This window comes from Agaricicola taiwanensis (assembly GCF_014635245.1).
GTDB lineage: Bacteria > Pseudomonadota > Alphaproteobacteria > Rhizobiales > Methylopilaceae > Agaricicola > Agaricicola taiwanensis.
Map to the genome: position 1 here is coordinate 207,628 of NZ_BMCP01000002.1, position 22,607 is coordinate 230,234.

Here is a 22,607-nt window from a genome sequence, read left to right on the forward strand (position 1 = left end):
GTTATCTCCAAATAAAACGGCCGCCGCAGCGGCCTTTGAAATGCGTGGCCGGCGCACCTCCAGGGGTGTCGGACACCGGACGGGGGCTCTATAACGCCAAAGCCCGAGATTGGCAACGTTTAGCGCGGAAGAGCCGCGCCAAACGCGCCGGATGCTTTTCGCCTCAGTCGAACAGGCTCGACACCGATTCTTCATGGGCCGTGCGCTGGATCGCTTCGCCCATCAGCGTGCCGATGGAGCAGACGCGGATGTTGCGGGCAACGCGCACCGCCTCGGTCGGCTGGATCGAGTCGGTGATCACCATTTCCTTGATCTTGGATGCGGTGATGCGGGCGACCGCGCCGCCCGAGAGGACGCCGTGGGTGAGGTAGGCGTAGACCTCGTTGGCGCCCTGAGCCAGCAGCGCATCGGCGGCATTGCAGAGCGTGCCGCCGGAATCGACGATGTCGTCAACGAGGATGCAGGTCTTGCCGGTCACGTCGCCAATGACGTTCATCACTTCGCTTTCGCCCGGGCGCTCGCGGCGCTTGTCGACGATGGCCAGCGGCGCGTCGATGCGCTTGGCGATGCCGCGGGCACGCACCACGCCGCCGACGTCAGGAGAGACGATCATGACGTTGGACAGTTCGAACCGCTCCTTGATGTCGCGCACCAGGACCGGCGAGGCATAGAGATTGTCGACCGGAATGTCGAAGAAGCCCTGGATCTGTCCGGCATGAAGATCGAGCGTCATGACGCGGTCGGCTCCGGCACGGGTGAGCAGGTTGGCGACGAGCTTGGCCGAGATCGGCGTGCGTGGGCCGGGCTTTCGGTCCTGCCGGGCGTAGCCGAAGTAGGGCATGACGGCGGTGATGCGGCGGGCCGAGGAGCGGCGCAGGGCATCGATGATGATCAGTGTCTCCATCATATGGTCGTTGGCCGGGAAGGACGTCGACTGGATGACGAAGGCATCCGCGCCGCGCACATTCTCCTGGATTTCGACGAAGACCTCCATGTCGGCGAAGCGCCGCACGAGGCATTTGGTGAGGGGCTGCTGGAGATAGGCGGCGATCGCCTCCGCCAGCGGACGATTGGAATTGCCCGCGACGAGCTTCATGGCGGAAGGCTCCCGTTGCTGAAGCGGCATCAGCGCCTTGCTTCACTTTCGAGTTTTGATGACAGGCGGCTCTTAGCAACCTTTGCCCTCGGCCTCAACACATCGAAAGGCCAAAGCGGCAAGATGTCTACAGCCGTTACTCGTGCAACACGATTCCCGCCATCAGCCGTCCATAGTCCGGCTCGCCGCGATGTGTCGTGCGTCGGTAGCTGAAAAAGCGCTGCTCATCGGCATAGGTGTCCAGCGCGAGATCCTCTATTCGCCTCAAACCTGCAGCCTTGAGACGGGAGAGAATGTAGCCGGACAGGTCGAACAGGAAATGCTCCGGCTTGTCCGAAGGGATGAAGAAGAGCTGGTCATCGGCCGCGAAACGGCCCGCGAACTCGGCTCCAACCTCATAGCTCGGCTGACGGATGCAGGGACCGAGCACAGCGATGATGTCGGTCCGCGACGCGCCAAGCTCTTCCATGCGCTGGAGCGTCGCCTCCAGGATGCCGCCCACGGCACCCTTCCAGCCGGAATGTGCCGCCGCGACCACCCGGGCCTTGGGATCGGCGAACAGCACGGGCCCGCAGTCGGCCATGGAAACGGCGAGGGCCAGGCCGGGCGTCTTCGTCACCAGCGCGTCCGCCCTAGGTCTTTCGCCGTCGAAGGGTGCCTCGACGATGAGGGCATCGGCCGAATGCACCTGATAGACGGAGAGGAACGCGGTAGAGGGAACGCCGAGATGCGCGGCCATACGCCGGCGATTTTCGGCGACCGCATCCGCTGCGTCATCGGAGCCGATGCCGCCGTTGAGGCTGGCATAGATGCCCTGCGAAATGCCGCCCTCGCGTGTGAAAAAGGCATGGCGGATGCCGGGGAGCGTGAGAGCGTTGGAGGTGAGCGGCGACAGTGTCACGGGCGAAATCTTTCCTGGTCGGTGAAGGCGGGCGGAGCCGGCAGGCCGGGCGCCGTTATCGCCATGGCTTTGAACAGATCGCCCATGCTGCGATGGCCCTGGGCGGTGATGCGGCGAAAACCGATCTCTACGCTCTCGGCCTGATCCGGCCGTGCCGAGGCTTTCAGCCTGGCGGCCCGAGCCTCCGCGCCGAGCCGCAGAAGCAGGTCGCGCTGACTGATCGGTCCGTAGGCGTGTGCGCCGGCCTCTTCGGCGGCGGCGCCGATCTGATGGAAGTCCACATGGGCGGTAAGGTCGGCCTCGCCGGGGGCGGAAAGCACGTTGGCGTAACGATGTTGGCGAACGGCCTGAAGGGTGTCGCCGGTGGCGGGACCGGCATAACCGTAATCGATCACGAGCGCGGCACCGCCGTGGCGCACCAGATGCCGTGCAATGGCCTGGATTTCGCTGCGCGCTCTCGGTAGCAATTCGATGATCGTGCCGATCTCACTGCCGCACAGGGCCGGCGGAATTTCAGCATCGGGCACGAGCGCGCCAAAGCCGAAGGCGAGGGTGCCCCGGGCAATGGTCACAACCCGCTCGCGCCAACCGTCGGACGCGCGTCCGACCTGCCGGATGGGAAGGGCGTCAAAAAATTCATTGGCGAGGACGATGACGGGTGCCTCGGGCAGATCGGTGAAGCTGTCGTGCCAGCACACCTCGAGACCACCGGGAGAGAGGGTCGATTTCTGCGCCTTGCGCAGCGGTTCGCTGGTTTCCACGAGATGGACCCTCAGCGCCTCCCGGAACGGCGGCAGGATCTTGGCGGCGCGGGTCGCATCGGCCATGAGGGTGCCGCGCCCCGGTCCGATCTCCACAAGGTCGGCCTGGGCCGGGCGGTGCATCATGTCCCAGACGGCCGCGGACCAGAGGCCAAGGAGTTCGCCGAAGATCTGGCTGATCTCAGGCGCGGTGACGAAGTCTCCGGCCGCGCCGAGCGGATCCCGGGTGCGGTAGTAGCCGTGGTCGGGATCGGCGAGGCAAATCTCCATGTAGCGCTCGACAGTCAGCGGCCCTTGCCGGGCGATCAGGTCGCGGATCTTTGCTTCCAGCGGCGTCATGCCGTCCGCTGCTTGACGGACGTGGTGATCAGGATGAGCCCGCCGGCCACCAGTGGCAGCGACAGGATCATGCCCATGGTGATGACATCGGCGAAGAAGCCGATCTGCGCGTCGGGCTCGCGGAAGAACTCGCAGACGATGCGGGCAAGCCCATAGCCGAGGGCGAAGATGCCGGCGACGAGGCCGGGACGTCTGAGGCCGCCAAGGCGCACCGCCACCTGCACGATCATGAAGAGAAGCAGACCTTCCAGCGCCGCCTCATAGATCTGGCTGGGGTGACGGGGGAAAGGACCGGCGTTTGGAAAAATCACCGCCCAGGGCACATCCGAGACACGCCCCCAGAGTTCGCCGTTCACGAAATTGGCGATGCGACCGAAGAAGATGCCGATGGGCGCCACGGCGCCGATCAGGTCGAAGATCGGCAGGACCGACTGCCCACGCCGCCAGGCGAACCAGCACATTCCGGCGATGGCGCCGAGAAGGCCACCGTGGAAGGACATGCCGCCGCGCCAGACCATCAGCGCCTCCAGTGGCTGGGCGGCGTAATATTCAGCGTTGTAGAAGAAGACGTAGCCGATGCGTCCGCCGAGCACGACGCCGAAGGCGATCAGCACCAGAAGATCGTCAAGACCGCCGGCGTCGGTTGGCGGCGTGCGGCCCCAGAGGTTCTGGCGACCGACCATCCACCTCGCGACCAGCCAGCCGAACAGGAGGCCCGCCACATAGGCCAGGGCGTACCAGCGCACCACCAGAGGCCCGACAGAGACGGCCACGGGATCGATCATGGGGAAGGGAATGGCGAAAATAGGCATGTGCGTGCGGAGACTCATGGGAGGAGACGCGGGATCTTTGATAGCTGCTCTTACTCTTGCCGCGAAGATATGCAATTCCCATCTCCCTGAGAGATCACGAGGAGATGCCAGCCATGACGCAGACGCGAAGCCGCCTTTTCGACGGAATGGCGCAGTTGATGACCGATGCCGTGGGAGCCGCCGAAGGCGTGAAGCGCGAGGTCGACACCATGGTGCGCTCGCAGGCGGAAAAGATCCTGGCGGATCTTGATCTCGTTCGGCGCGAGGAGTTCGACGCGGTGCGCGACATGGCGGCCAAGGCGCGGGCCGAAAACGAAGCCCTCTCGGCGCGGCTGGAGGCTCTGGAGCAGCGCCTTGCAGCGCAGGGACCGGCAGGTGAAGCAAGTGCTCCGGCGGCTGCCGCGGACCTGGAATGAAAAATATCGTGAACAGCGGGGTAGGCTTCTAGACTGTGGTGGCCCTGTTTACCTAAGACCCTATATATTGAGTACGTGGCGAATCGGGGGATTCTCCCAAGACGTCCCTCGGCGTTACTTGTGCGGTTGCCTGCTTGGGCCGCACCCAGGTACAGGCAGTGCAGCCATCTGGCGTCGGACGCGCTTGAAGTTTGGGCGCGCGAGAGGTCTCACCTTTCACGAGGAGACCCGAATGGCTCATATCGACGTAGACATCGACCGTCTCGCTAATCCGGTCGATACCATCGAACAACTCGCAACCATCAACGATTGGAGCTTCGAGCGTTCCGGAGAAGACGATATTGCCATCAGCGTATCGGGAACCTGGGCCGATTACAGCGTTTCCATCAGCTGGATGGATGATGTTGAATCGCTTCATATCGCCTGTTCCTTCGACCTCAAGGTGCCGGACAACCGGCAGGTCGAGGTCCTCAGGCTGCTGAACCGCATCAACGAGGGCATGTGGATCGGCCATTTCGACATCTGGAGCGAGCAGGGCTCGGTCATGTACCGCCATTCCCTTCTCCTGTCCGGTGGGGCGGAGGCCAACGATCGCCAATGCGAGGCGTTGCTGGAAACAGCCCTTGAGGCGTGTGAACGGCATTACCAGGCCTTTCAGTTCGTGGTTTGGGCCGGGAAGACTACCGACGAGGCGCTCGCCGCCGTTCTGTTCGATACCATGGGCGAAGCATGAGGCTTACCCATGGACCGCTGCCGGCCGGCAGTCTGCTGCTGGTCGGCGCGGGCAAAATGGGCGGCCATGCAGGTGACTGGCTCCGGCTTTGGCCTTCGCCGCCGTTGAAGTCATCAATCCTTCCCCGAGGAATGGCTTCTTTCGCTGCAGGACGCGGTCGCCCGCACCTCACGTCATGATCTCCGCCCTTTGCATCTGAAGCTGACCCGCCTACCTTTGTAAGGTGACCGAAAGGCAAGGAGGACGTTATGGCCCAGGCAAAGCCGACCATCCACGACAAGGCGATCGACGCGCTAATGACAGTGCTCGCCCGGCGCGACTGGGGCGAAATCTCGCTCGCCGATGTCGCTCGCGAGGCGGAGGTCTCACTGGCGGATCTGCGTGCGGCCTATCCGTCCACCGGGGCCATCCTCGGCGCTTACGTCAAACGGATCGATCTCGCAGTGCTCAAGGACGACAGTTCGGATCTCGCCGATCAGCCGGTGCGGGAGCGTCTGTTCGACCTTCTCATGCGGCGGCTCGATGCCATGGAGCCCCACAAGGCGGCAATCAGGCGCCTGCGTCGCGGATTGCGCTACGATCCCTTCGCGGCAAAGGCCTGGAATCAGCTTTCCGTCACTTCGCACCAATGGACGCTGGCCGCCGCCGGCGTGACTGAAACCGGAGCGCTGGGCGCCACCAAGGCGCAGGTGCTTGCCTGTGCGTTTTCATCGGTCCTCGATGCGTGGGCTGAGGACCTGGACCCGGGACATGACCGGACCCTGCGCATCCTGGATGAGCAGCTCGGCAGGTTGGAACGGCTTGCTGAAGCCGCCAACGGACTGCGCCAGCTGACGGCACCGCTTCGGGCCTTCTGCTGCGGCTCATCGCGCCGCGACAGGTCGGCCCCGGGTGAGGAACTGTCGGAAGCCAACGCCATATGAGCGAGCCGATCAGTTTCGATGATTTTCTCAAGGTCGATATCCGCGTCGGTGTCGTCGTTGAAGCCTTACCCTTTCCCGAAGCGCGCAAGCCGGCAATCAAGCTGAAGATCGACTTTGGGTCCAAGATTGGCGTCAAGAAGTCGTCCGCGCAGATCGCACGGCATTACACGCCGGAAGAACTCATTGGCCGGCAGGTGCTGGCCGTCGTGAATTTCCCGCCGCGCCAGATCGGCCCGTTCATGTCGGAGGTGCTGACCCTCGGCGTTCCCGATGCCGATGGCGAAGTGGTCCTGCTGCAACCGCAGCAGGAAGTGCCGCTGGGCGGGCGGTTGTTCTAGCGGCGATCGCGGCGCATTCCATGATGATTGAGCATATCAGCCCCGAACAGGCGCGCCGCATCGCGCTGGCGGCGCAAGGCTTCGGCAAGCCAAGACCAGTGCAGGTGAACCAGGGCCACCTGCGGCGGACAATCGAGCAGCTTGGACTGCATCAGATCGACAGCGTCAATGTCCTTGCCCGGGCTCACTATCTGCCTGCCTTCTCTCGCCTGGGAAACTACGATCGGTCACTTCTGGATCGTGCCGCCTGGGGCCGGCAACGCGAGCGGCGCCTGTTCGAATATTGGGCACATGAGGCATCGCTGCTGCCGCTTGAGCTTCATCCGGCCCTGCGGTGGCGCATGGCTCGCGCCGATCGAGGCGAGGCCGGTTACGGCCGCATGAGGGTTTTCGCCAATGAGCGAAGAGCGGAAGCCATGGCGGTGCTCGCCCGCATCCGCGAGGAAGGGCCGATGGCGGCCTCCGATTTTGAAAGCAGCCGGCCCGGCTGGTGGGAGTGGAGCGAGCACAAGCGCATACTGGAGTGGCTGTTTTATGCCGGCCATCTCACCACCGCCACGCGCCGCCGCAGTTTCGAGCGCGTCTATGATCTCACAGAGCGCGTGATCCCGTCGGCCGTCCTTTCCTCACCGACGCCGGGGGAGGCCGAAGCTCATCGGTTTCTGATCGAGCGATCCGCCCGCGCGCTTGGAGTGGCAACAATCGGCGAACTCAGGGATTATTTCCGCCTCGGGCCGGAAGACGCCAGGGCCGCGCTCGTGACGCTGGTCGAGGACGGCACGCTGCAGCCGGTCAAAATTCCGCATTGGCCGGCGGCCTTCCTCCACCGCGACGCCCGCTGCCCGCGACGGATCGAAACGCGCGCGCTGCTGGCGCCTTTCGATCCGCTGGTCTGGGAACGCAAACGGGCTCATCGGCTCTTCGCGTTCTACTATCGCATCGAGATCTACACGCCTGCCGAGAAACGGCAGCACGGGTACTATGTGCTGCCGTTTCTGCTGAACGACCGCCTGGTTGCCCGCGTGGATCTGAAGGCTGACAGGCAGACTGGCCGGCTTCTGGTCCATGCCGTCCATCAAGAGCCGGACGCACCGCCGGAGACCATGGATGAGCTTGCGGCCGAACTGGCTCTGCTGGCCAAGTGGCTGGAGCTCGATCAGTTCTCCGGTTTCAGACGTTGAGTCATAAGGCGCGCCTACCTCTTTGAGATCAGGCCATTTTCTCCGTCGACCCTTAGCCCGCGGCCAGGGAGGCATTGTCGATCACGAACCGGTATTTCACGTCGCCTTTAAGCATGCGCTCGTAGGCCTCGTTGATCCCGTCCGCCTTGATCATCTCGATATCGGCGACGATGCCGTGCTTGGCGCAGAAGTCGAGCATCTCCTGGGTCTCCGGAATGCCGCCGATCATGGAGCCGGCGATCGACCGCCGCTTGGTGATGAGGTTCATGACGTTGGGAGAGGGGTGCGGCGAGGCCGGCGCGCCAACGAGTGTCATCGTCCCATCGCGTTTCAGAAGGGCAGTAAAGGCATCGAGATCATGCGGGGCAGCCACGGTGTTCACGATGAGGTCGAAGCTTTGCGTGTGCGCCGCCATCTCCTCTTCATTTCTAGACACGGCGACTTCATCGGCGCCGAGGGTTCGGGCGTCTTCGCGCTTCGATTCCGAAGTGGTGAAGGCAACCACATGCGCCCCCATGGCATGGGCAAGCTTGATGCCCATATGGCCGAGACCGCCGATGCCGACGATACCGACCTTCTTGCCCGGGCCGGCCCTCCAGTGCCGGAGCGGCGAGTAGGTGGTGATGCCCGCGCACAGCAGCGGCGCGACCGACGCGAGCTGCTCCTCCGGATGCGCGATCCGCAGCACATAGCGCTCATGCACAACGATCCGCTGTGAATAGCCGCCAAGGGTATGGCCCGGCGCGTCGGGTGTCGGGAAGTTGTAGGTCCCGATCATATGGTCACAGTAGTTCTCCAGGCCGTCGTCGCATTCAAAGCAGCTCCTGCAGCTGTCGACGATGCAGCCAATGCCGACGAGATCGCCCTCGCGGAAGCCCGAAACACTTCCACCGACCGCTGAGACACGGCCGACAATCTCGTGGCCTGGAACGCAGGGCCATTGGGTGCCGGCCCATTCCGCACGTGCCTGATGCAGATCGGAATGACATATGCCGCAATAGGCGATCTCGATCTGGACATCCCGCGGACCGGGAGCCCGGCGGGTGATCGCCAATGGCTCGAGTGGTTTGTCGGCAGCGTAGGTGCCGTATGCCTTGACGGTCATCGAGGGCACTCCTTCTAACGATCGGTGAAGCTGTGAGGCGCCGGGGCGGCTCGCCAGCGATTTTAACCTGTCGCTTTTCGCGAGATTAGCTCCTGGAATTCGCTTGGTATCATGAGCTGTTCTCATGATTGATGACGGGTGCACGCCTATCAAGTTTGCTGACATCGGTGCCGGTTCCATCTGCCCGCATGGTGATGCCGGTCAGGCGGGCTGGCTTCCAACAGTCTGGCGAGTCAGGATCGCGAAAAGCGCCGCAGCAACAAGCAGAACCGCGCTCGCGCCGAAGGTCATCTGATAGCCGATCGTGTCGAACAGGATCCCGCCGACGACAGCACCGGACGTGATCGCAAGCTGGACGACAGCCACCATGAGTCCGCCGCCTGCTTCGGCATCTTCAGGAAGCGTTTGCGAAAGCCAGGTCCACCAGCCGACCGGCGCCGAGGTGGCGAACAGGCCCCAGAAGCCGAGCAGCGGTGCTACGGCGATGATCCAGCCGTCGGAAAGAGCAAGAGCTGAGGCGATCGCCGCCATCAGTACCGGCAAAGCGATCAACGTCTGGTAGAGGCGGCTCGTCAGAAATGACCCGATCAAGATCGTGCCGATGAAGCCGGTCACACCCATCAGCAGGAGCAGGAGCGACAATATCGGGACGTCTACGTGGGCGGCTGCTTCAAGGAATGGCCGCAGATAGGTGAACAGTGCGAACTGGCCCATGAAAAACAGGCTGACGGCCACCAAGCCCAGAGCGACGACGGGCTGCTTCAAAAGCTTCAAGAGGTTATTTGAGCGCGATCGCGGTTCCGGTTTCATGGAGGGAAGGGTCTTCAGCTGCCATAGGAAAACGACCACAGCGACCGGAACGAGACAGAAGAAGGCTCCGCGCCAGCCGACCAATCCCCCGAGGAAGCTTCCGAGAGGAGCCGCGACGACTGTCGCAAGTGCATTCCCACCATTGAAGATCGCCAGAGCCCGCGGCACCTGGTCCTCCGGCACAAGGCGCATCGCCGTGGCAGCGGACAGTGACCAGAAGCCGCCGATGACGATGCCGATCAGGGCCCGACCGACCATGAACGTCGCGTAGTTCGGGGCGAGGGCGACAATGGCGCCCGAGAGCATCATCAGCCCGGTCAGCGACAGCAGCAGGATTCTCCGGTCGCGTCGGCCCGCGAGGGGCGAGATGAGAAGGCTCGCCAGCACCGCAAAGGCTCCGGACACGGAAATGGCCTGTCCGGCCTGTCCCTCGCTGACGTGAAGATCGGTCGCGATGGGCGTCAGCAAGCTGACCGGCATGAATTCCGATGCCACCAGTGCGAGGCGCCGAGGGAGAGCGCAAATATCGCGCCCCAAGCGGCCGGCCTGTCTTCGGCCGCTCTTTCTTCTGACGAAACCTGTATCACCTTTTGGTCCACCTGCAGCTGTGATGCGGCACCTGACCTCATCAGCGCCTGTACCGGCGAAGGAGGTCAGGTTCCGTCGAACGTGGTTTGTCAGGAGGAGATAGCCGAGGGCGCCGTCAGCAATTAGCGGCGCACGATCGCATGCAATTATGAGGTCCGCTCATTAGTAGGCACGGACAGCCTTCTGCATTGGATGATTGATGAGCATGGCTCATAACCACAAGCAGATTACGCAGGCTAATACACCGCGGGCCAAGCTTTTACATTCCGATCAGCATCACGAACCTGACACCCCGGATCGAGCGATCTGTGAGTAAGAGGGGGAGTAGGTCACAGGAGATTGGATATGAACAAGCGCAAGGGCACGACCGACGGAATTGATCGCGAGGGGCTGGATCTTGGCCGGCGGGATCTCTTGAGGATCACGGCGGGGGGCATCGCCGCTCTCGGCGCGGGAGCAATCCTTCATGCCCCCTCTGCCAGGGCTCAGGACATGTCCAACGGGGCCGCCAACTTCTATGTCAGCGACAGCGTGATCTTGGAGAAGGTTACATTCAAGAACCAGTACGAGATGAAGGTGGCCGGCAATCTCTTCACGCCAAAAGACCTTGACCGGACACAGGCGAAACCGGCGATCATCGTCGGGCACCCGATGGGGGCTGTGAAAGAGCAGAGCGCAACTCTTTACGCCACGAAGATGGCCGAGCGAGGCTTCATCGCGATGTCCATTGACTTGCCCTTCTGGGGCGAGAGCGACGGTCAGCCGCGCAATCTTGTTTCGCCGGATATCTATGCCGAAGCCTTCAGCGCGGGCGTCGATTTCCTCGGTACACGGCCGTTCGTCGACAGGAACCGGATCGGAGCCATCGGCATCTGCGGCAGCGGCAGCTTTGTGATCAGCGCGGCCAAGATCGACCCGCGCATGAAGGCCGTCGCCACCGTCAGCATGTACGACATGGGCGCAGCCAATCGCAGCGGCCTGAGGCAATCACAGTCGGTCGAGCAGCGGAAGAAGGCGATCGCCGCGGCAGCCGAGCAGCGTTATGCCGAGTTCACCGGCGGGCAGACCCAGTACACCAGCGGGTCGGTGCACGAACTGACTGAAAGCTCCACTGCCATCGAGCGCGAGTTTTATGACTTCTACCGCACGCCGAGGGGCGAGTTCACGCCTCACGGTCAATCGCCCCTGCTGACGACGCATCCGACGTTGACCAGCAACGTCAAATTCATGAACTTCTACCCGTTCAATGACATTGAGACCATTTCACCCCGTCCGATGCTTTTCATCACCGGTGACGTGGCTCACTCCCGTGAATTCAGCGAAGAGGCCTACAGGCTGGCAGCCGAGCCGAAAGAGTTGGTCGTTGTTCCCGGCGCCGGTCACGTCGATCTCTACGATCGGGTGAACCTCATCCCCTTCAACAAGCTTCAGTCCTTCTTCGACCAGAGTCTCTCCGCATAGACGAAGCTTGCATCATCAGAAGGCAGTCCTAACGCGCCCGGCAAGTCCCAGTACTGTGGGGCTTGCCGGGTCGCTTTTTTCGGACGGTGCGCCCACGGCCTGACCCGCAGGCGGTCATGGCTTACGGTCGGCGGCCGACTATAATCTGCTCATCGGAGGGTGCCGGAGTGGCGCGCGAAAACATCAATGATCTCTTGGTCTTTCTGGCTGTCGCCCGGGAACGCAGTTTCACCAAAGCCGCCGCCAAGCTTGGGGTCTCTCAATCGGCTTTGAGCCATACCGTTCGGCAGCTCGAGGCAAGGCTAGGCGTACGGTTGCTCACGCGCACCACGCGCGCCGTCTCTCCGACCGAGGCCGGCGAGCGCCTGCTGGCGGGCATCGGCCCACATTTCGACGAGATTGAGGTACAGCTCGATGCTCTGAACGAACTTAGGGAAAAACCGGCCGGCACCATCCGGATCACTGCATCGGACTACGCAATCAGCAGCGTTCTGTGGCCCAAGCTGCAGAGCTTTCTCCCGAAGTATCCCGACATCAGGGTCGAGGTCATGCTCGACAATGGCCTCACCGACATTGTCACCGAGCGTTACGACGCCGGCGTGCGCATGGGCGAGCAACTGGCCAAGGACATGATTTGCGCGCGCATCGGTCCAGACTTCCGGTTCGCCGTTGTCGGTGCCGGGTCTTACCTTGCGGACCGACCCGAGCCTGAAACGCCGCAAGAGCTTATGCAGCACACCTGTATCAACTATCGCTTTTCGAGTTCTGGTGGCCTCTGGGCCTGGGACTTCGAAAAGGACGGCCGTGAGGTCCGGATCCGTGTCGACGGCCAGCTCGCCTTCAACAACATCTTCCACGTGCTGGACGCGGCAGTGGCCGGTTTTGGACTCGCTTACGTACCGGAAGAAATCGCGCGGCCTCACATTGCAGAAGGCCGTCTTAAGCGGGTTCTTGAGAGCTGGTGTCCGCATTGGGACGGGTTCTATCTCTACTATCCGAGCCGGCGCCAATCCTCTCCCGCGTTCGTCGCACTGGTGGAGGCGCTGCGCCACCGCGAGTGACGCGAGCGATCCCTCAGGCCGGCATCATTCAGGCTCATATTCCTAATCGCTCACCAGCTCCATCCAATCGGCATTCTTTCCGTCCAGGATGTAGGTGACAACGATATGGCTCATGCCGTTTGTGTCGGTTGCGCCATGCCAGTGCTTTACACCAGCGGGAATCCACACCGAATCCCCGGATTTGATGTCCTGGCGCGGCTGCCCTTCCTGCTGGACCCAGCCAGCGCCGGTGGTGACCATCAGCAATTGTCCGGCCGGATGGCTATGCCAAGCGGTGCGGGCTTCGGGCGCGAATGTCACGAGACCTGTGGCGGCGCCAGTCTGCGTGCCCGCGGGGCCGAGGAGATCGACAACGACATGACCCGAGAAATTCTCCGCAGAGCCGATCGCAGAGGGCGTTGAGCCGCCAGGCGTGACCTGAATGCTCTGCGCATGGGACAGGGTGGGGCTGGACAGCGTGAGCGCGGTCAATGTGGGCGCCAGAAGCCTCTTCATATTTCTTCCTTTCGACGAAGCGTTAGTTGCCGCGGCTCTTGAGGACTTCGGCCGCGACGGGCACGGCGGAGAAGGCGTTCGGCCAGCCGGCATAGAAGGCGACATGCGCAGTGACCTCGCCGGCCTGCTCGAGGGTGAGGCCGTTATCCATTGCCTTGTTCAGATGGAATGGCATCTGCGCCACCTGTCCGTTGGCAATGAGAGTTGCGACCGTAATCAGGCTGCGGTCGCGCGGGGCGAGGTCAGGACGGAGCCAGAGATCCTTGAACAAAACATCCTCCGTGAACTTCACCAGCCCCGGGGAAACAGGTCCCACGCTCTTTTCGACGATTGCGGCACGCTGGGCCTCCGCCGCTTCGTCGATCGGCAGCAGCTGCAGTGATGCCGGCGGCAGCTGCTCGGCACCGATGCCGCGCTCGACGAAAGCGTCTTTCGCCAGGGGAACAGCGGCGTTTGCGTTCCCGAGCCCGGAGTAGAAAGCCAGATGGGTGATGATCTCCGAGATCTCTCGCGGCGTGACAGCATTGTCGAGCGCCCGGCGGAGATGGAGCGGAAGATCAATGGTCTGGTTTCTGGCAATCAGCACAGCCAGCGTGACGATGCTTCGGTCTCGCGGCGTAAGCTGCGGCCGCTGCCAAAGATCACCATCGATTGCCTCGCTCATGTAGCCGGAGAGAGCAGGCGAAACGGCGTTAACATCGGCCTCTGACTGCGGCTGTCGAGTGGATGGCAGGGATTGGTGTCCGGCTCGGTCCTGCGCGGATGAAGGCGCAGCCATGGCAGCGGTCAGCAACGTCGCGGCGAGTAATCTCATGCAAACACTCCAGCAATCGATGGCGTGCCGAGCAGGAGCGACCGACAGGCCGTTATGACTGAAAGGGGCGTCGTTTCTGGCGGCCTTGCCTGTCATGGCTCATACTACCCGCCACCTTGCACTCATGATTAGCTTGTACAAATCGATAGGAGCTATGAGGCTGGCTCACCAATGGCAGAGGCGGATCATGTGGGAGATCAAGAGGCTTTAAGCGGCAATCGGCCTGCAAAACTGATTCACGTTTTGCTGCTAACGTGTTGGTGCATTAGTAGCTTAATTATGCGGGCACACGCACCGTCGCCCGCAGGCCTCCCAGAGGGCTCTCGCCCAAGGTGACATCGCCGCCGTGCCCGCGGGCGACGTCGCGCGCGATGGCAAGACCGAGGCCTGTTCCGGCATAATCCTGATTGCGCGCATGATCGAGGCGCAGGAAGGGGCGGAACACCGTCTCACGGTCTTCCGGGGCGATGCCCGGCCCATCATCGTCCACCGTAACCGTCAGATGGCGCGGCCCATGCGTCGCGGTCACGATGATGCGTCGGCCAAAACGGCTGGCATTGCCGATGAGATTTGCAAGGCAGCGTTTGAAGGCATCCGGCCGTATGGTCGCAAGTTCCGCGCCGAAGAAGGCAGTCTCGATGGCGTTGCCATGGCGCTCGGCATCCACCTTCAACTCCTCCAGCAGCGCGGGAACGTCCGTCGGCTGCGCGATCTCGCCGGAGTCGCCGCGAGCGAAGGCCAGATAGGCCTCAAGCATGCGTGTCATCTCGTCGACGTCGCGGGCAAGTTCCCGCGTTTCCTCGCCTTCGCCCAGAAGGGCGATCTCCAGCTTGAAGCGCGTCAGTATGGTGCGCAGATCATGGCTGACGCCGGCCAGCATGGCGGTGCGCTGTTCGATCTGCCGCTCGATGCGGTCCCGCATCTCGATAAAGGCGTATGCCGCCCGTCTAACCTCCCGGGCACCGCGGGGCCGGAAATCGGGAAGCTTGCGCCCCTTGCCGAAGCTCTCCGCGGCATCGGCCAAAGCCTGAATGGGGCGAATCTGATTGCGCAGGAAGAGGATGGCCACGATCAGCAGAACCAGTGAAGTGCCGACCATCCAGACGAGGAAAATGTGGGAATTGGAGGCATAGGCTTGATTGCGCCGCGTCAGGATGCGCAGCACGGCGTCGTCGACGCGCACCCGGATTTCGATCAAGGAGGATCGGCCGACGGTGTCGATCCAGAACGGCTGTTCGATGCGGCGGCTCAGTTCGACGGACAGGGCCTCGTCAAGGAGCGAAAAGAACGGCTTCTGCGCCAGCGGCGGGAAAGGCCCCGGCGGCATGACCTCCACGATCAGCTCCAGTGACTCGGCGGCGATGCGCCGTAGCGTGTCCTCGTCATCTGGATGAGCGCGGTAGAAATCGACCACGGCTGCGATGTCACGGGACACGGCGGCGGACAATCTTTGCGTCACGGTCTGCCAGTGGCGTTCCATGAAGACGAAGGCCACCACCGATTGCAGGAGCACCATGGGCACGACGATGATCAGCAGCGAGCGGGCGTAAAGACCCTTCGGCAGAGCACGGCCGAAGACGCTGAGGGTGCGCCCGGGCGCACGCAGCATGAGCCGTCCGATCCGTGTCACGCGATCAAGGTCGACGATGCTCATAGATCCACGAGCAGGCGATAGCCGACGCCGCGCACGGTCTGAAGGTAGGTGGGATTGGCGGGATCGGTTTCGATCTTGCGGCGCAGACGGTTGATCTGGACATCGACCGCCCGTTCGCCGGCGGCATCGGAACCGACCAGGACGAGCCGCGGCACCGTATCTCCCTGCTTGGCCGCCAGGATCTTCAGAAGCTCGCGTTCACGTTCCGTGAGACGGATCAATTCGCTGCCCTGACGCAGGTCGCCGCGGCCGGGATCGAACGTGAAGGGACCAAATCGCACGGCGTCAGTGGTGCGTGATGGCCCCGAGCGCCGCAAAATGTTGCCGACGCGCAGGAGAAGTTCGCGCGGCTCGAACGGCTTCGGAACATAGTCGTCGACGCCGGTTTCGAGGCCGGTGACGCGTGCGTCCGGCTCGGCGAGGGCGGTGAGCATCAGGATGGGCAGATGGGACCGGCTCTTGAGATCCCGTGCCAGGTCGAGCCCGCTTTCGCCCGGCATCATCACGTCGAGCACGATGAGGTCGAAGGCGAGTCCCTCCAATCGGAGGCGGGCTTCGGCGGCCGAGCCGGCACCGGTGACGCGATAACCGTTGTCGTTGAGAAAACGCGAGAGAAGCGTGCGAATACGGCTGTCGTCATCCACCACAAGGATGTGTGGCGCATCGTCCGGAAGGTTACGCTTGGCGAGAGCCATGCGTCACACCTCCGCCGGTTCGAGCTGGGCGACCCGGGACATGCGCTGACGCACAGCCTCTCGGTCGTCATTGGCGACCATGCCAAGCAGGAATGTCTTGATCTGCTCCTGGCTGCCGGCGGGCATGGCGGCGAGGGCGCTTTCGATCTGGCGCGCCTGGAGCTGTGCCAGTTCCATGGCGAGCTTTGAGCCCTTGTCCGTGACGTAGAGCAGGCGCTGGCGCCGATCCATCGTGCCGAGCCTGCTTTCCACGAAGCCCTGATCCACCACGTCGCGCAGCACGCGGCCGAGGCTTTGCTTGGTGATCTTGAGGATGTCGAGCAGCTCCGTGACCTTGAGGCCCGGGTGACGGTTGACGAAATGCAGCACGCGATGATGGGCTCGGCCGAAACCGTAGCGATCAAGGATGCAATCCGGGCCGCGGATGAAATCGCGATAGCCGAAAAAGAGCAACTCGATGATCTCGTAGGTGGGCTGCGAAATCGGGTCTTGATCAGAAGGATATGACAAGGGCGCTTCCAGGGTAATTATGTCAGCTATGTTGACTTATCTCGGCAACTTTGTTATCCGATCGGCCTGTTTCGCGAAACGTGTGTGCGTGCAGTCGGTTTTAAAGCTCACAACGCGTTTTTATTTGAAGCACGCCCTCGGGATGTGGAAGATAACGGCTCTCGCCGCGCGAGGCAAAACGATAGAGCGGTGGAACGTAAAGCGGCCAGGCGTCCAGCAGCGGCTGCTTCAGGAGGAAAGTCATGGCCGGAGAGCCTTTCGATAAACGCGACGGTGTCATCTGGATGGATGGCAAGCTGGTTCCCTGGACCGATGCCGAGGTTCATGTGCTCACCCACGGCCTGCACTATGCCAGCGCCGTGTTCGAGGGTGAGCGCGCCTACAATGGCACCGTGTTCAAGCTCAACGAGCACAGCCAGCGCCTGATCGACAGCGGGAAGATCCTCGGCTTTGACATTCCCTATTCGCTTGATGAAATCAACGCGGCCACCAACCTCGTGCTGGAGAAGCAGGGCTTCCAGAACGCCTATCTGCGTCCGATCGCCTGGCGCGGCAGCGAGATGATGGGCGTCTCTGCGCAGAACAACACCATCCACCTGGCCATCGCGGCCTGGGAATGGCCGAGCTATTTCGACCCGGCGCAGCGCCTCAAGGGCCTCCGGCTCGACATTGCCGAGTGGCGGCGCCCCGATCCGAAGACGGCCCCCTCCAAGTCCAAGGCGGCCGGCCTCTACATGATCTGCACGCTCTCCAAGCATGCCGCCGAGAAGAAGGGCTATGCCGATGCCCTTATGCTCGACTGGCGCGGCCAGGTTGCCGAATGCACCGGCGCCAACGTCTTTTTCGTCAAGGACGGCGTGATCCATACGCCGACGCCGGATTGCTTCCTTGATGGCATCACGCGCCGCACGGTCATCGGCCTTGCAAAGGCGCGCGGCATCGAAGTGGTCGAACGGGCGATCCAGCCGGAGGAGCTGGAAGGCTTCCAGCAGTGCTTCATCACCGGCACGGCTGCCGAGGTCACTCCGGTGGGCGAGATCGGGCCCTATCGCTTCGAAGTCGGCACCATCGTGCAGACGCTAATGGACGACTACATGACCCTGGTCCAGCGCAAGACGGGCGACGCCGCAGCGGCCTGACCCTTATGCAAGCGAATGAACGAGCGCCGGGCTTCGTCCCGGCGCTTTTTCTTTGCGTCCACCACCGTTGCCAGCTGCGCTCCGAGCCACATACCCTTGTGATCAGACAATCAGCGGGAGCAGGGCATGGTGACGAAGGTGGAAGCGGTCGAAGGTCGCGAGGACATTCTCCCGGGGTTCCGCTGGCACGATGTCACCGTTGACGGTATCCGCATCCGCACCGCCATCGCGGGCGAGGGGCGTCCTCTCCTGATGCTCCATGGCCATCCGCAGACCCATCTGACCTGGCACAAGGTCGCGCCGCGGCTGGCGCAGGGCTTCTCGGTGGTGCTGACGGACCTGCGTGGCTACGGCGATAGCGTCAAGCTGCAGGGCGGGCCGGGGCATCTGAACTATTCCAAGCGGGCCATGGCGGAGGACCAGGTCAAGGTGATGAAGGCGCTCGGCCACGAGCGATTCCGCCTCGTCGGACATGACCGCGGCGCGCGTGTGGCGCATCGCCTGGTGCTGGATCATCCCGATGCGGTGGAGAAAGTCGCGCTTCTCGACATCGCTCCCACCCTCACCATGTACGAGCGTACCGACATGGAATTCGCGCGCCGGTACTTCTGGTGGTTCTTTCTGATCCAGCCCTTTCCCCTGCCGGAGCGGCTGATCGCGGCGGATCCCGATTATTTTCTCGATCGTCACATCACGGGCCAGATCAAGGTCCCCGGCAGCAGCGATCCGCGCGTCATGGATGAATATCGCCGCTGCTACGCCGATCCCGCGACGCGCCACGCCATCTGTGAGGATTATCGTGCGGCGGCGACCATCGATCTCGAGCACGATCGTGCGGACCTCGAAAAACGCATCGATGTGCCTCTGTTGGCCCTGTGGGGCGGACGCGGCACAGTCGGTGCGCTCTATGATGTGCTGGAAACCTGGCGGGAAAAGGCGCTCGATGTCCGCGGTCATGGGATCGACTGCGGGCACAGTCCGCAGGAGGAGGCGCCGGAGGATCTGATGAAAGCGCTGCTACAGTTCCTCTGACCAGCGCGCGGCGGCGCCTTCGTCCCGATCTGACGCCGCAACCCAGGCGCCGTCCGCGCCTTCCTCCTTCTTCCAGAAGGGTGCGCGCGTCTTCAGATAGTCCATCATGAAGCCGGCCGCGGCGAAGGCATCGCCGCGGTGGGCTGAGGCTGTCGCGACAAAGACGATGGTTTCTCCGGGCCGGATGCGGCCGAAGCGATGAACAACCGTGACATCGACGACACTGAAACGCTCGCGGGCCTCATCGGCGACGCGGGTGATCTCGTCTTCTGCCATGCCTGGATAATGTTCGATATGGAGCGCTGTCAGGCGCCCACCCTCATCGCGGCAAAGACCGGTGAAGGTGACGACGGCGCCGACATCGGTCCGTCCGGCAGAGAAGCGGGCGGTCTCGGCGCCTACGTCTATGGGATCCGACTGGACGCGGACATCCATCTCATCCCCCCGTCATCGGCGGGAAGAAGGCGACCTCGGTCGCGCCCGCCAGCGGTGCATCGTGCGGTGCGTGGCGCTTGTCGAGCGCGGTCCTTATCACCTCGGGGCGCTTGAAGGCGTGGGCATATTCATCGCCTCGCTCGCTAAGCCAGCCGATGAGATCGGCAACGGTGACCAGATCATCGGGCAGGTCAAGCTCTTCGCCGGGGCGGCCGATGCGCTCGCGCACCCAGGCGAAGTAAACCAGCTTCACGGCCGACGCTCGAAGACGTGGGTGAGGCCGACGCGAAAGTAATCATAGCCTGTGTAAAGCGTCAGCACCGCGGAAATCCACAGCAGGATCAGGCCGATAATGGTCACCCCCGGCATGATCGCATCGCCGGCAGGCCCCGCCAGCAGAAAGCCGACGGCGACCATCTGCGCTGTCGTTTTCCACTTCGCCAGCTTTGTCACGGGCACGCTGACGCGCAGCTCCGCGAGGAACTCGCGCAGGCCCGACACCAGAATCTCGCGGCTGAGAATCACCAGAGCGGCCCAGAGTGACCAGCCTCCGATGGTGCCGACGTCGGCGAAGGCGAGAAGGCAGGCAGCCACCAGCAGCTTGTCGGCGATGGGATCCAGCATGCGGCCCAGCGCGGATTGCTGGCCCCAGGCGCGGGCGAGATAACCATCGAAAAAGTCGGTGATGGCCGCCGCGATATAGAGGCCGAGCGACACCCATCGCAGGGATTCATCCTCCGCGATGACGCAGCCCACCACGACGGGAATGGTGGCGATGCGCGCGTAGGTCAGGATGTTGGGCAGGCTCCATGCATGGGCCTGACTGGCTTTCAGTGCGTCGCTCATGGTCGGACGGAACACCAGCGCCGAGTGTTCGTCAATGTTCTCTCACATCTCATCCTGCCCGATAGGCGATCCATGCTCCCCAGAACAGGCTGCTGAAGAACGACAAGGGCCGCTCGAAACCCGCATCTGCCAGGAGATTGAAGACCGTGCTCTCAGCAGCGGGCGGGTCGGCGCCCTGCAGGATCTTGCCGAGCTTGACCTCCACTTCCGCAGGTGTGGCGCCGGTCATGCGCCATCGGTTGCCCCAGGCGGCAAGCAGCAGCGGGTGCTCCCGATAGACAAGCCGATTGCCGGCGAGGATCAGCGGGGCGCCCGGCTTCAGCCGCTTGGCAATGGATGCCAGCAACGCGACTTTCGCCTCATCGCCTGGCACGTGATGGAGCACCCCAATGAGCGTCGCCGCGTCGAAAGCTGACTGTTCTGGCAGATCCTCGACAAGGCCGAGGTGAAGTTCGGTACAATCATCCAGTCCGGCTTGGTTCAAGTGCTGCCGGGTCAGCTCGAGCATGGCGGCGGAGGGGTCCACCGCCGTGAATCGCCAGTTCGGCTCCAGGCGGTGTGCGTTGGAAATCTCCGGCGCACCCCCGCCAGCGCCGACGATCAGGACCTGGGCCCTGGATCCAGTTCCGAGCGCTGCGGCGAGAATCGCAGCCGCTAGTTCATGACACGCATCATAGCCGGCCAGCGCGATACGGCTTTGTTCCTGGTATTCGCCGGCGCGGGCGGGATCGAATTTGGCGGCGCTGTCACTCAATAGGTTTCTCACTCACATTCATCATAGATAGCCTGCCGGTTGATATCTTGCCCGATGCGCAATCCCTCGAAGCTGCAAAGGATGCAGGATAAACATCGCTCCTCGGTCAAATACCACTTGTTTGTGTTCTACGCGCCCGATTAGTCTGCGGCTAGAGCGACTGGATCACAGATATTGTTATGACGCATACTTATCTCAACGCCCTTCTGAAATCTGAAAAGTACGATGCTGCTCGGCAGATCATGCTTAAAGAGCGAGTATTCGTGACCTTCGACGCGTTGCGGCGGCACGCAGGGCTAGCCGGCCTGAACGCAGGGCAGTCGCTGCTCGATCTCGGAACTGCTGATGGTGCCTTGGTGAAGGTCGCTCAGTCGCGCGGGCTGTATGCCGTAGGTCTCGACGTCACGGACGGTATTAATTTCGAGACAGATCGGCTTCCTCACGACGACGATACGTTTGACACGGTCACCGGAGTATCGCTGATCGAGCATCTCCGTTCGCCAAACGTTATGCTGAATGAGATTATGCGCGTCCTGAAGCCAGGCGGTGCTGCAATTTTTGTTACACCGAATTGGCGTTTTAGTTACCGCATCTTCTTCAACGATCCGACACATGTGCACCCATACACCGATGCCTCTATGCGCTTCCTGCTCACGGGAGCGGGCTTTGACCGGGTAACTGTGGTCCCTTGGCTTGTATGCAAGCCGGCTTGGATGTGGACCATTCCCTTGGCTTTCGAATTGGCTCGTGTGATACCGTTTCGCTGGTCGCAGAACCCAATGATCCCCGAATTCTTGAAGGGCCAATCCAAATCTATCCTCGCAATGGCGGTGAAGCCCGAAGCTGCGAAAAATTTTGAGGAACCGGCATGATTGAGACTGCAGTAGCATTTAAAGGCCCGGGCGCTCGTTTTGATTCAGAGGCGATCGTTGCTGAGGTGCGGCGAGAAGGATTCGCAGCGGTTTCGGGCGTCTTTTCAGTTGAACAATGTCGCGACTACTGTGAAATTCTTGAGAAGGCGGTTTCGAAGCAGATGGCTAGCGGCGGTTATTTTGGATCCCGCACAACCCAGGTGCTCTACAACTACTTCCTGCACGACGAGAAGCTTTTCGATTTGTTTGCTCATCCTCTCATGGATGAGGTGATGGCCGCACTTATCGATAAAGATTATGTTCTCGTCTCGCCATCGGCACGTAATCCCCACATCCGATCCGACCTGCCGGAAGGAAAGAAGACGTCTGGTGAAGGCTGGCATGTTGATTCTCGCGTTGCAAACGTTGCGACAGGAACGCTTTATCAGCCGTCTATGAGCTTCTACTCAGTCGTTGCGCTCGAGCCGTTCCGCGCCGGCAACTCCGCAACGCGCTATGTCCCGAAGTCACACCTGCGCTATCAACGGCCTCCAAGCCGCGATGCGGAGATGGATCACCTGATATGGGAGGCTGACGCCGGTACCGTGATCTTCTTCGACTCGGCGCTTTGGCACCGTGCCGGGGCCGCGACTAACGATTCCCGCTGGTCCGTTTTCAACATGTATGGCCCATGGTTTATGAAGCCATATTTCCGTTTCGCTGAAAATATGACTCGCGAGCAGCTGACAGCGCTTCCACCCAAGGTGCAAAAACTTCTCCACCTAAACAGTACGCCGCCTGCAAATGAAGGGAAACGAACCGGAACGCTGACCACGGAACCGGTGTTCGACTGAGTT

At 62.3% G+C, this 22,607-nt stretch carries 26 protein-coding genes; 11 read left to right on the plus strand and 15 right to left on the minus strand.

Translation table 11 applies throughout. The annotated features are described in order from the left end of the window. Positions 1 to 163 precede the first annotated feature (163 nt). The 4 genes from IEV58_RS08435 to lgt form a co-directional block, all read right to left on the minus strand. Entirely contained in the window at positions 164 to 1,096 is a 933-nt protein-coding gene (locus IEV58_RS08435) for a ribose-phosphate pyrophosphokinase (RefSeq protein ID WP_188410238.1), read from the minus strand. Positions 1,097 to 1,232: 136 nt separating this feature from the next. Continuing rightward, positions 1,233 to 1,997 (minus strand): peptidoglycan editing factor PgeF, encoded by a 765-nt coding sequence (gene pgeF / locus IEV58_RS08440; RefSeq protein WP_229729290.1) that lies wholly within the window; start codon positions 1,995 to 1,997, stop codon positions 1,233 to 1,235. Then, positions 1,994 to 3,097 (minus strand): class I SAM-dependent methyltransferase, encoded by a 1,104-nt coding sequence (locus IEV58_RS08445; protein WP_188409309.1) that lies wholly within the window; start codon positions 3,095 to 3,097, stop codon positions 1,994 to 1,996. The genes pgeF and IEV58_RS08445 overlap by 4 nt, the downstream gene beginning before the upstream one ends. Then, positions 3,094 to 3,927 (minus strand): prolipoprotein diacylglyceryl transferase, encoded by an 834-nt coding sequence (gene lgt / locus IEV58_RS08450; RefSeq protein ID WP_229729291.1) that lies wholly within the window; start codon positions 3,925 to 3,927, stop codon positions 3,094 to 3,096. Before lgt ends, IEV58_RS08445 begins: the two co-directional genes overlap by 4 nt. Before the next feature lie 95 nt (positions 3,928 to 4,022). Between lgt and IEV58_RS08455 the strand changes: the two genes are divergently transcribed. The 5 genes from IEV58_RS08455 (at position 4,023) to IEV58_RS08475 (ending at position 7,500) form a co-directional block, all read left to right on the plus strand. Beyond that, entirely contained in the window at positions 4,023 to 4,325 is a 303-nt protein-coding gene (locus tag IEV58_RS08455) for an accessory factor UbiK family protein (protein ID WP_188409310.1), read from the plus strand. A 232-nt stretch (positions 4,326 to 4,557) separates the two neighbouring features. Then, positions 4,558 to 5,058 carry a type III secretion system chaperone family protein gene (locus IEV58_RS08460; RefSeq protein ID WP_188409311.1) on the plus strand — a complete coding sequence of 167 codons (501 nt, stop codon included), beginning with the start codon at positions 4,558 to 4,560 and terminating at the stop codon, positions 5,056 to 5,058. Between the two features lie 248 nt (positions 5,059 to 5,306). After that, positions 5,307 to 5,981 carry a TetR/AcrR family transcriptional regulator gene (locus IEV58_RS08465; protein ID WP_188409312.1) on the plus strand — a complete coding sequence of 225 codons (675 nt, stop codon included), beginning with the start codon at positions 5,307 to 5,309 and terminating at the stop codon, positions 5,979 to 5,981. Continuing rightward, on the plus strand, positions 5,978 to 6,319 hold the full coding sequence (locus tag IEV58_RS08470; RefSeq protein ID WP_188409313.1) for a tRNA-binding protein: 342 nt from the start codon (positions 5,978 to 5,980) through the stop codon (positions 6,317 to 6,319). The genes IEV58_RS08465 and IEV58_RS08470 overlap by 4 nt, the downstream gene beginning before the upstream one ends. Before the next feature lie 20 nt (positions 6,320 to 6,339). Next, positions 6,340 to 7,500 (plus strand): winged helix-turn-helix domain-containing protein, encoded by a 1,161-nt coding sequence (locus IEV58_RS08475; protein WP_229729292.1) that lies wholly within the window; start codon positions 6,340 to 6,342, stop codon positions 7,498 to 7,500. A 52-nt stretch (positions 7,501 to 7,552) separates the two neighbouring features. Here IEV58_RS08475 and IEV58_RS08480 read toward each other — a convergent pair whose 3' ends face one another. Together IEV58_RS08480 and IEV58_RS08485 are read right to left on the minus strand one after the other, a co-directional pair. After that, complete coding sequence (locus tag IEV58_RS08480; protein ID WP_188409314.1) at positions 7,553 to 8,605, minus strand: NAD(P)-dependent alcohol dehydrogenase; 1,053 nt, start codon at positions 8,603 to 8,605, stop codon at positions 7,553 to 7,555. Positions 8,606 to 8,806: 201 nt separating this feature from the next. After that, positions 8,807 to 9,895: an MFS transporter gene (locus IEV58_RS08485; RefSeq protein WP_188409315.1), complete on the minus strand. Its 1,089-nt coding sequence runs from the start codon at positions 9,893 to 9,895 to the stop codon at positions 8,807 to 8,809. A gap of 453 nt (positions 9,896 to 10,348) precedes the next feature. Between IEV58_RS08485 and IEV58_RS08490 the strand changes: the two genes are divergently transcribed. Together IEV58_RS08490 and IEV58_RS08495 are read left to right on the plus strand one after the other, a co-directional pair. Next, positions 10,349 to 11,464 (plus strand): alpha/beta hydrolase, encoded by a 1,116-nt coding sequence (locus IEV58_RS08490; protein WP_188409316.1) that lies wholly within the window; start codon positions 10,349 to 10,351, stop codon positions 11,462 to 11,464. Between the two features lie 167 nt (positions 11,465 to 11,631). Further along, entirely contained in the window at positions 11,632 to 12,525 is an 894-nt protein-coding gene (locus IEV58_RS08495; RefSeq protein ID WP_188409317.1) for a LysR family transcriptional regulator, read from the plus strand. A gap of 42 nt (positions 12,526 to 12,567) precedes the next feature. On the opposite strand, the gene IEV58_RS08500 is transcribed toward IEV58_RS08495, so the two are convergent. The 5 genes from IEV58_RS08500 to IEV58_RS08520 all read right to left on the minus strand — a co-directional run bounded on the left by IEV58_RS08500 (position 12,568) and on the right by IEV58_RS08520 (position 16,693). Further along, entirely contained in the window at positions 12,568 to 13,020 is a 453-nt protein-coding gene (locus IEV58_RS08500) for a (R)-mandelonitrile lyase (protein ID WP_188409318.1), read from the minus strand. A gap of 22 nt (positions 13,021 to 13,042) precedes the next feature. Then, positions 13,043 to 13,834, minus strand: coding sequence for a carboxymuconolactone decarboxylase family protein (locus IEV58_RS08505; protein WP_188409319.1), 792 nt, complete (start codon positions 13,832 to 13,834; stop codon positions 13,043 to 13,045). Positions 13,835 to 14,111: 277 nt separating this feature from the next. After that, entirely contained in the window at positions 14,112 to 15,488 is a 1,377-nt protein-coding gene (locus IEV58_RS08510) for an ATP-binding protein (RefSeq protein ID WP_188409320.1), read from the minus strand. Then, a complete protein-coding gene (locus tag IEV58_RS08515; protein WP_188409321.1) occupies positions 15,485 to 16,183 on the minus strand; it encodes a response regulator in 699 nt (232 codons plus the stop codon). The genes IEV58_RS08510 and IEV58_RS08515 overlap by 4 nt, the downstream gene beginning before the upstream one ends. Before the next feature lie 3 nt (positions 16,184 to 16,186). Continuing rightward, positions 16,187 to 16,693, minus strand: coding sequence for a MarR family winged helix-turn-helix transcriptional regulator (locus tag IEV58_RS08520; protein WP_229729293.1), 507 nt, complete (start codon positions 16,691 to 16,693; stop codon positions 16,187 to 16,189). 242 nt (positions 16,694 to 16,935) lie between these two features. Here IEV58_RS08520 and IEV58_RS08525 point away from each other — a divergent pair, with 242 nt between their 5' ends. Both IEV58_RS08525 and IEV58_RS08530 read left to right on the plus strand, forming a co-directional pair. Then, entirely contained in the window at positions 16,936 to 17,832 is an 897-nt protein-coding gene (locus IEV58_RS08525) for a branched-chain amino acid aminotransferase (RefSeq protein WP_188409322.1), read from the plus strand. A 126-nt stretch (positions 17,833 to 17,958) separates the two neighbouring features. Beyond that, positions 17,959 to 18,864, plus strand: coding sequence for an alpha/beta fold hydrolase (locus IEV58_RS08530; RefSeq protein ID WP_188409323.1), 906 nt, complete (start codon positions 17,959 to 17,961; stop codon positions 18,862 to 18,864). On the opposite strand, the gene IEV58_RS08535 is transcribed toward IEV58_RS08530, so the two are convergent. The 4 genes from IEV58_RS08535 to IEV58_RS08550 are packed head-to-tail and all read right to left on the minus strand — an operon-like array spanning position 18,850 to position 20,899. Continuing rightward, positions 18,850 to 19,299: a molybdenum cofactor biosynthesis protein MoaE gene (locus IEV58_RS08535; protein ID WP_188409324.1), complete on the minus strand. Its 450-nt coding sequence runs from the start codon at positions 19,297 to 19,299 to the stop codon at positions 18,850 to 18,852. The genes IEV58_RS08530 and IEV58_RS08535 overlap by 15 nt on opposite strands. Position 19,300: 1 nt before the next feature. After that, positions 19,301 to 19,552 carry a molybdopterin converting factor subunit 1 gene (gene moaD, locus IEV58_RS08540; RefSeq protein WP_188409325.1) on the minus strand — a complete coding sequence of 84 codons (252 nt, stop codon included), beginning with the start codon at positions 19,550 to 19,552 and terminating at the stop codon, positions 19,301 to 19,303. Continuing rightward, entirely contained in the window at positions 19,549 to 20,145 is a 597-nt protein-coding gene (pgsA, locus tag IEV58_RS08545) for a CDP-diacylglycerol--glycerol-3-phosphate 3-phosphatidyltransferase (protein WP_188409326.1), read from the minus strand. Before pgsA ends, moaD begins: the two co-directional genes overlap by 4 nt. A 49-nt stretch (positions 20,146 to 20,194) precedes the next feature. Continuing rightward, on the minus strand, positions 20,195 to 20,899 hold the full coding sequence (locus tag IEV58_RS08550) for a class I SAM-dependent methyltransferase (protein ID WP_229729294.1): 705 nt from the start codon (positions 20,897 to 20,899) through the stop codon (positions 20,195 to 20,197). A gap of 179 nt (positions 20,900 to 21,078) precedes the next feature. Here IEV58_RS08550 and IEV58_RS08555 point away from each other — a divergent pair, with 179 nt between their 5' ends. Beyond that, positions 21,079 to 21,771 (plus strand): class I SAM-dependent methyltransferase, encoded by a 693-nt coding sequence (locus IEV58_RS08555; protein WP_188409328.1) that lies wholly within the window; start codon positions 21,079 to 21,081, stop codon positions 21,769 to 21,771. Beyond that, the gene (locus IEV58_RS08560; RefSeq protein ID WP_188409329.1) at positions 21,768 to 22,604 is read left to right on the plus strand and encodes a phytanoyl-CoA dioxygenase family protein; all 837 of its coding nucleotides are present in this window, start codon (positions 21,768 to 21,770) and stop codon (positions 22,602 to 22,604) included. The genes IEV58_RS08555 and IEV58_RS08560 overlap by 4 nt, the downstream gene beginning before the upstream one ends. Positions 22,605 to 22,607: the final 3 nt, after the last annotated feature.

Bases quoted from the DNA above. Each gene is read 5' to 3' on its own strand.
- IEV58_RS08485 (WP_188409315.1), bottom strand. From the start codon at position 9,895: ATGCCGGTCAGCTTGCTGACGCCCATCGCGACCGATCTTCACGTCAGC.
- IEV58_RS08530 (WP_188409323.1), top strand. From the start codon at position 17,959: ATGGTGACGAAGGTGGAAGCGGTCGAAGGTCGCGAGGACATTCTCCCG.
- IEV58_RS08535 (WP_188409324.1), bottom strand. From the start codon at position 19,299: ATGGATGTCCGCGTCCAGTCGGATCCCATAGACGTAGGCGCCGAGACC.
- pgsA (WP_188409326.1), bottom strand. From the start codon at position 20,145: ATGAGCGACGCACTGAAAGCCAGTCAGGCCCATGCATGGAGCCTGCCC.
- IEV58_RS08560 (WP_188409329.1), top strand. From the start codon at position 21,768: ATGATTGAGACTGCAGTAGCATTTAAAGGCCCGGGCGCTCGTTTTGAT.
- IEV58_RS08445 (WP_188409309.1), bottom strand. From the start codon at position 3,097: ATGACGCCGCTGGAAGCAAAGATCCGCGACCTGATCGCCCGGCAAGGG.
- IEV58_RS08505 (WP_188409319.1), bottom strand. From the start codon at position 13,834: ATGAGATTACTCGCCGCGACGTTGCTGACCGCTGCCATGGCTGCGCCT.
- IEV58_RS08470 (WP_188409313.1), top strand. From the start codon at position 5,978: ATGAGCGAGCCGATCAGTTTCGATGATTTTCTCAAGGTCGATATCCGC.
- IEV58_RS08475 (WP_229729292.1), top strand. From the start codon at position 6,340: ATGATGATTGAGCATATCAGCCCCGAACAGGCGCGCCGCATCGCGCTG.
- IEV58_RS08480 (WP_188409314.1), bottom strand. From the start codon at position 8,605: ATGACCGTCAAGGCATACGGCACCTACGCTGCCGACAAACCACTCGAG.
- lgt (WP_229729291.1), bottom strand. From the start codon at position 3,927: ATGAGTCTCCGCACGCACATGCCTATTTTCGCCATTCCCTTCCCCATG.
- IEV58_RS08460 (WP_188409311.1), top strand. From the start codon at position 4,558: ATGGCTCATATCGACGTAGACATCGACCGTCTCGCTAATCCGGTCGAT.
- IEV58_RS08500 (WP_188409318.1), bottom strand. From the start codon at position 13,020: ATGAAGAGGCTTCTGGCGCCCACATTGACCGCGCTCACGCTGTCCAGC.
- IEV58_RS08525 (WP_188409322.1), top strand. From the start codon at position 16,936: ATGGCCGGAGAGCCTTTCGATAAACGCGACGGTGTCATCTGGATGGAT.
- IEV58_RS08455 (WP_188409310.1), top strand. From the start codon at position 4,023: ATGACGCAGACGCGAAGCCGCCTTTTCGACGGAATGGCGCAGTTGATG.
- IEV58_RS08435 (WP_188410238.1), bottom strand. From the start codon at position 1,096: ATGAAGCTCGTCGCGGGCAATTCCAATCGTCCGCTGGCGGAGGCGATC.
- IEV58_RS08465 (WP_188409312.1), top strand. From the start codon at position 5,307: ATGGCCCAGGCAAAGCCGACCATCCACGACAAGGCGATCGACGCGCTA.
- IEV58_RS08510 (WP_188409320.1), bottom strand. From the start codon at position 15,488: ATGAGCATCGTCGACCTTGATCGCGTGACACGGATCGGACGGCTCATG.
- IEV58_RS08555 (WP_188409328.1), top strand. From the start codon at position 21,079: ATGACGCATACTTATCTCAACGCCCTTCTGAAATCTGAAAAGTACGAT.
- IEV58_RS08515 (WP_188409321.1), bottom strand. From the start codon at position 16,183: ATGGCTCTCGCCAAGCGTAACCTTCCGGACGATGCGCCACACATCCTT.
- IEV58_RS08490 (WP_188409316.1), top strand. From the start codon at position 10,349: ATGAACAAGCGCAAGGGCACGACCGACGGAATTGATCGCGAGGGGCTG.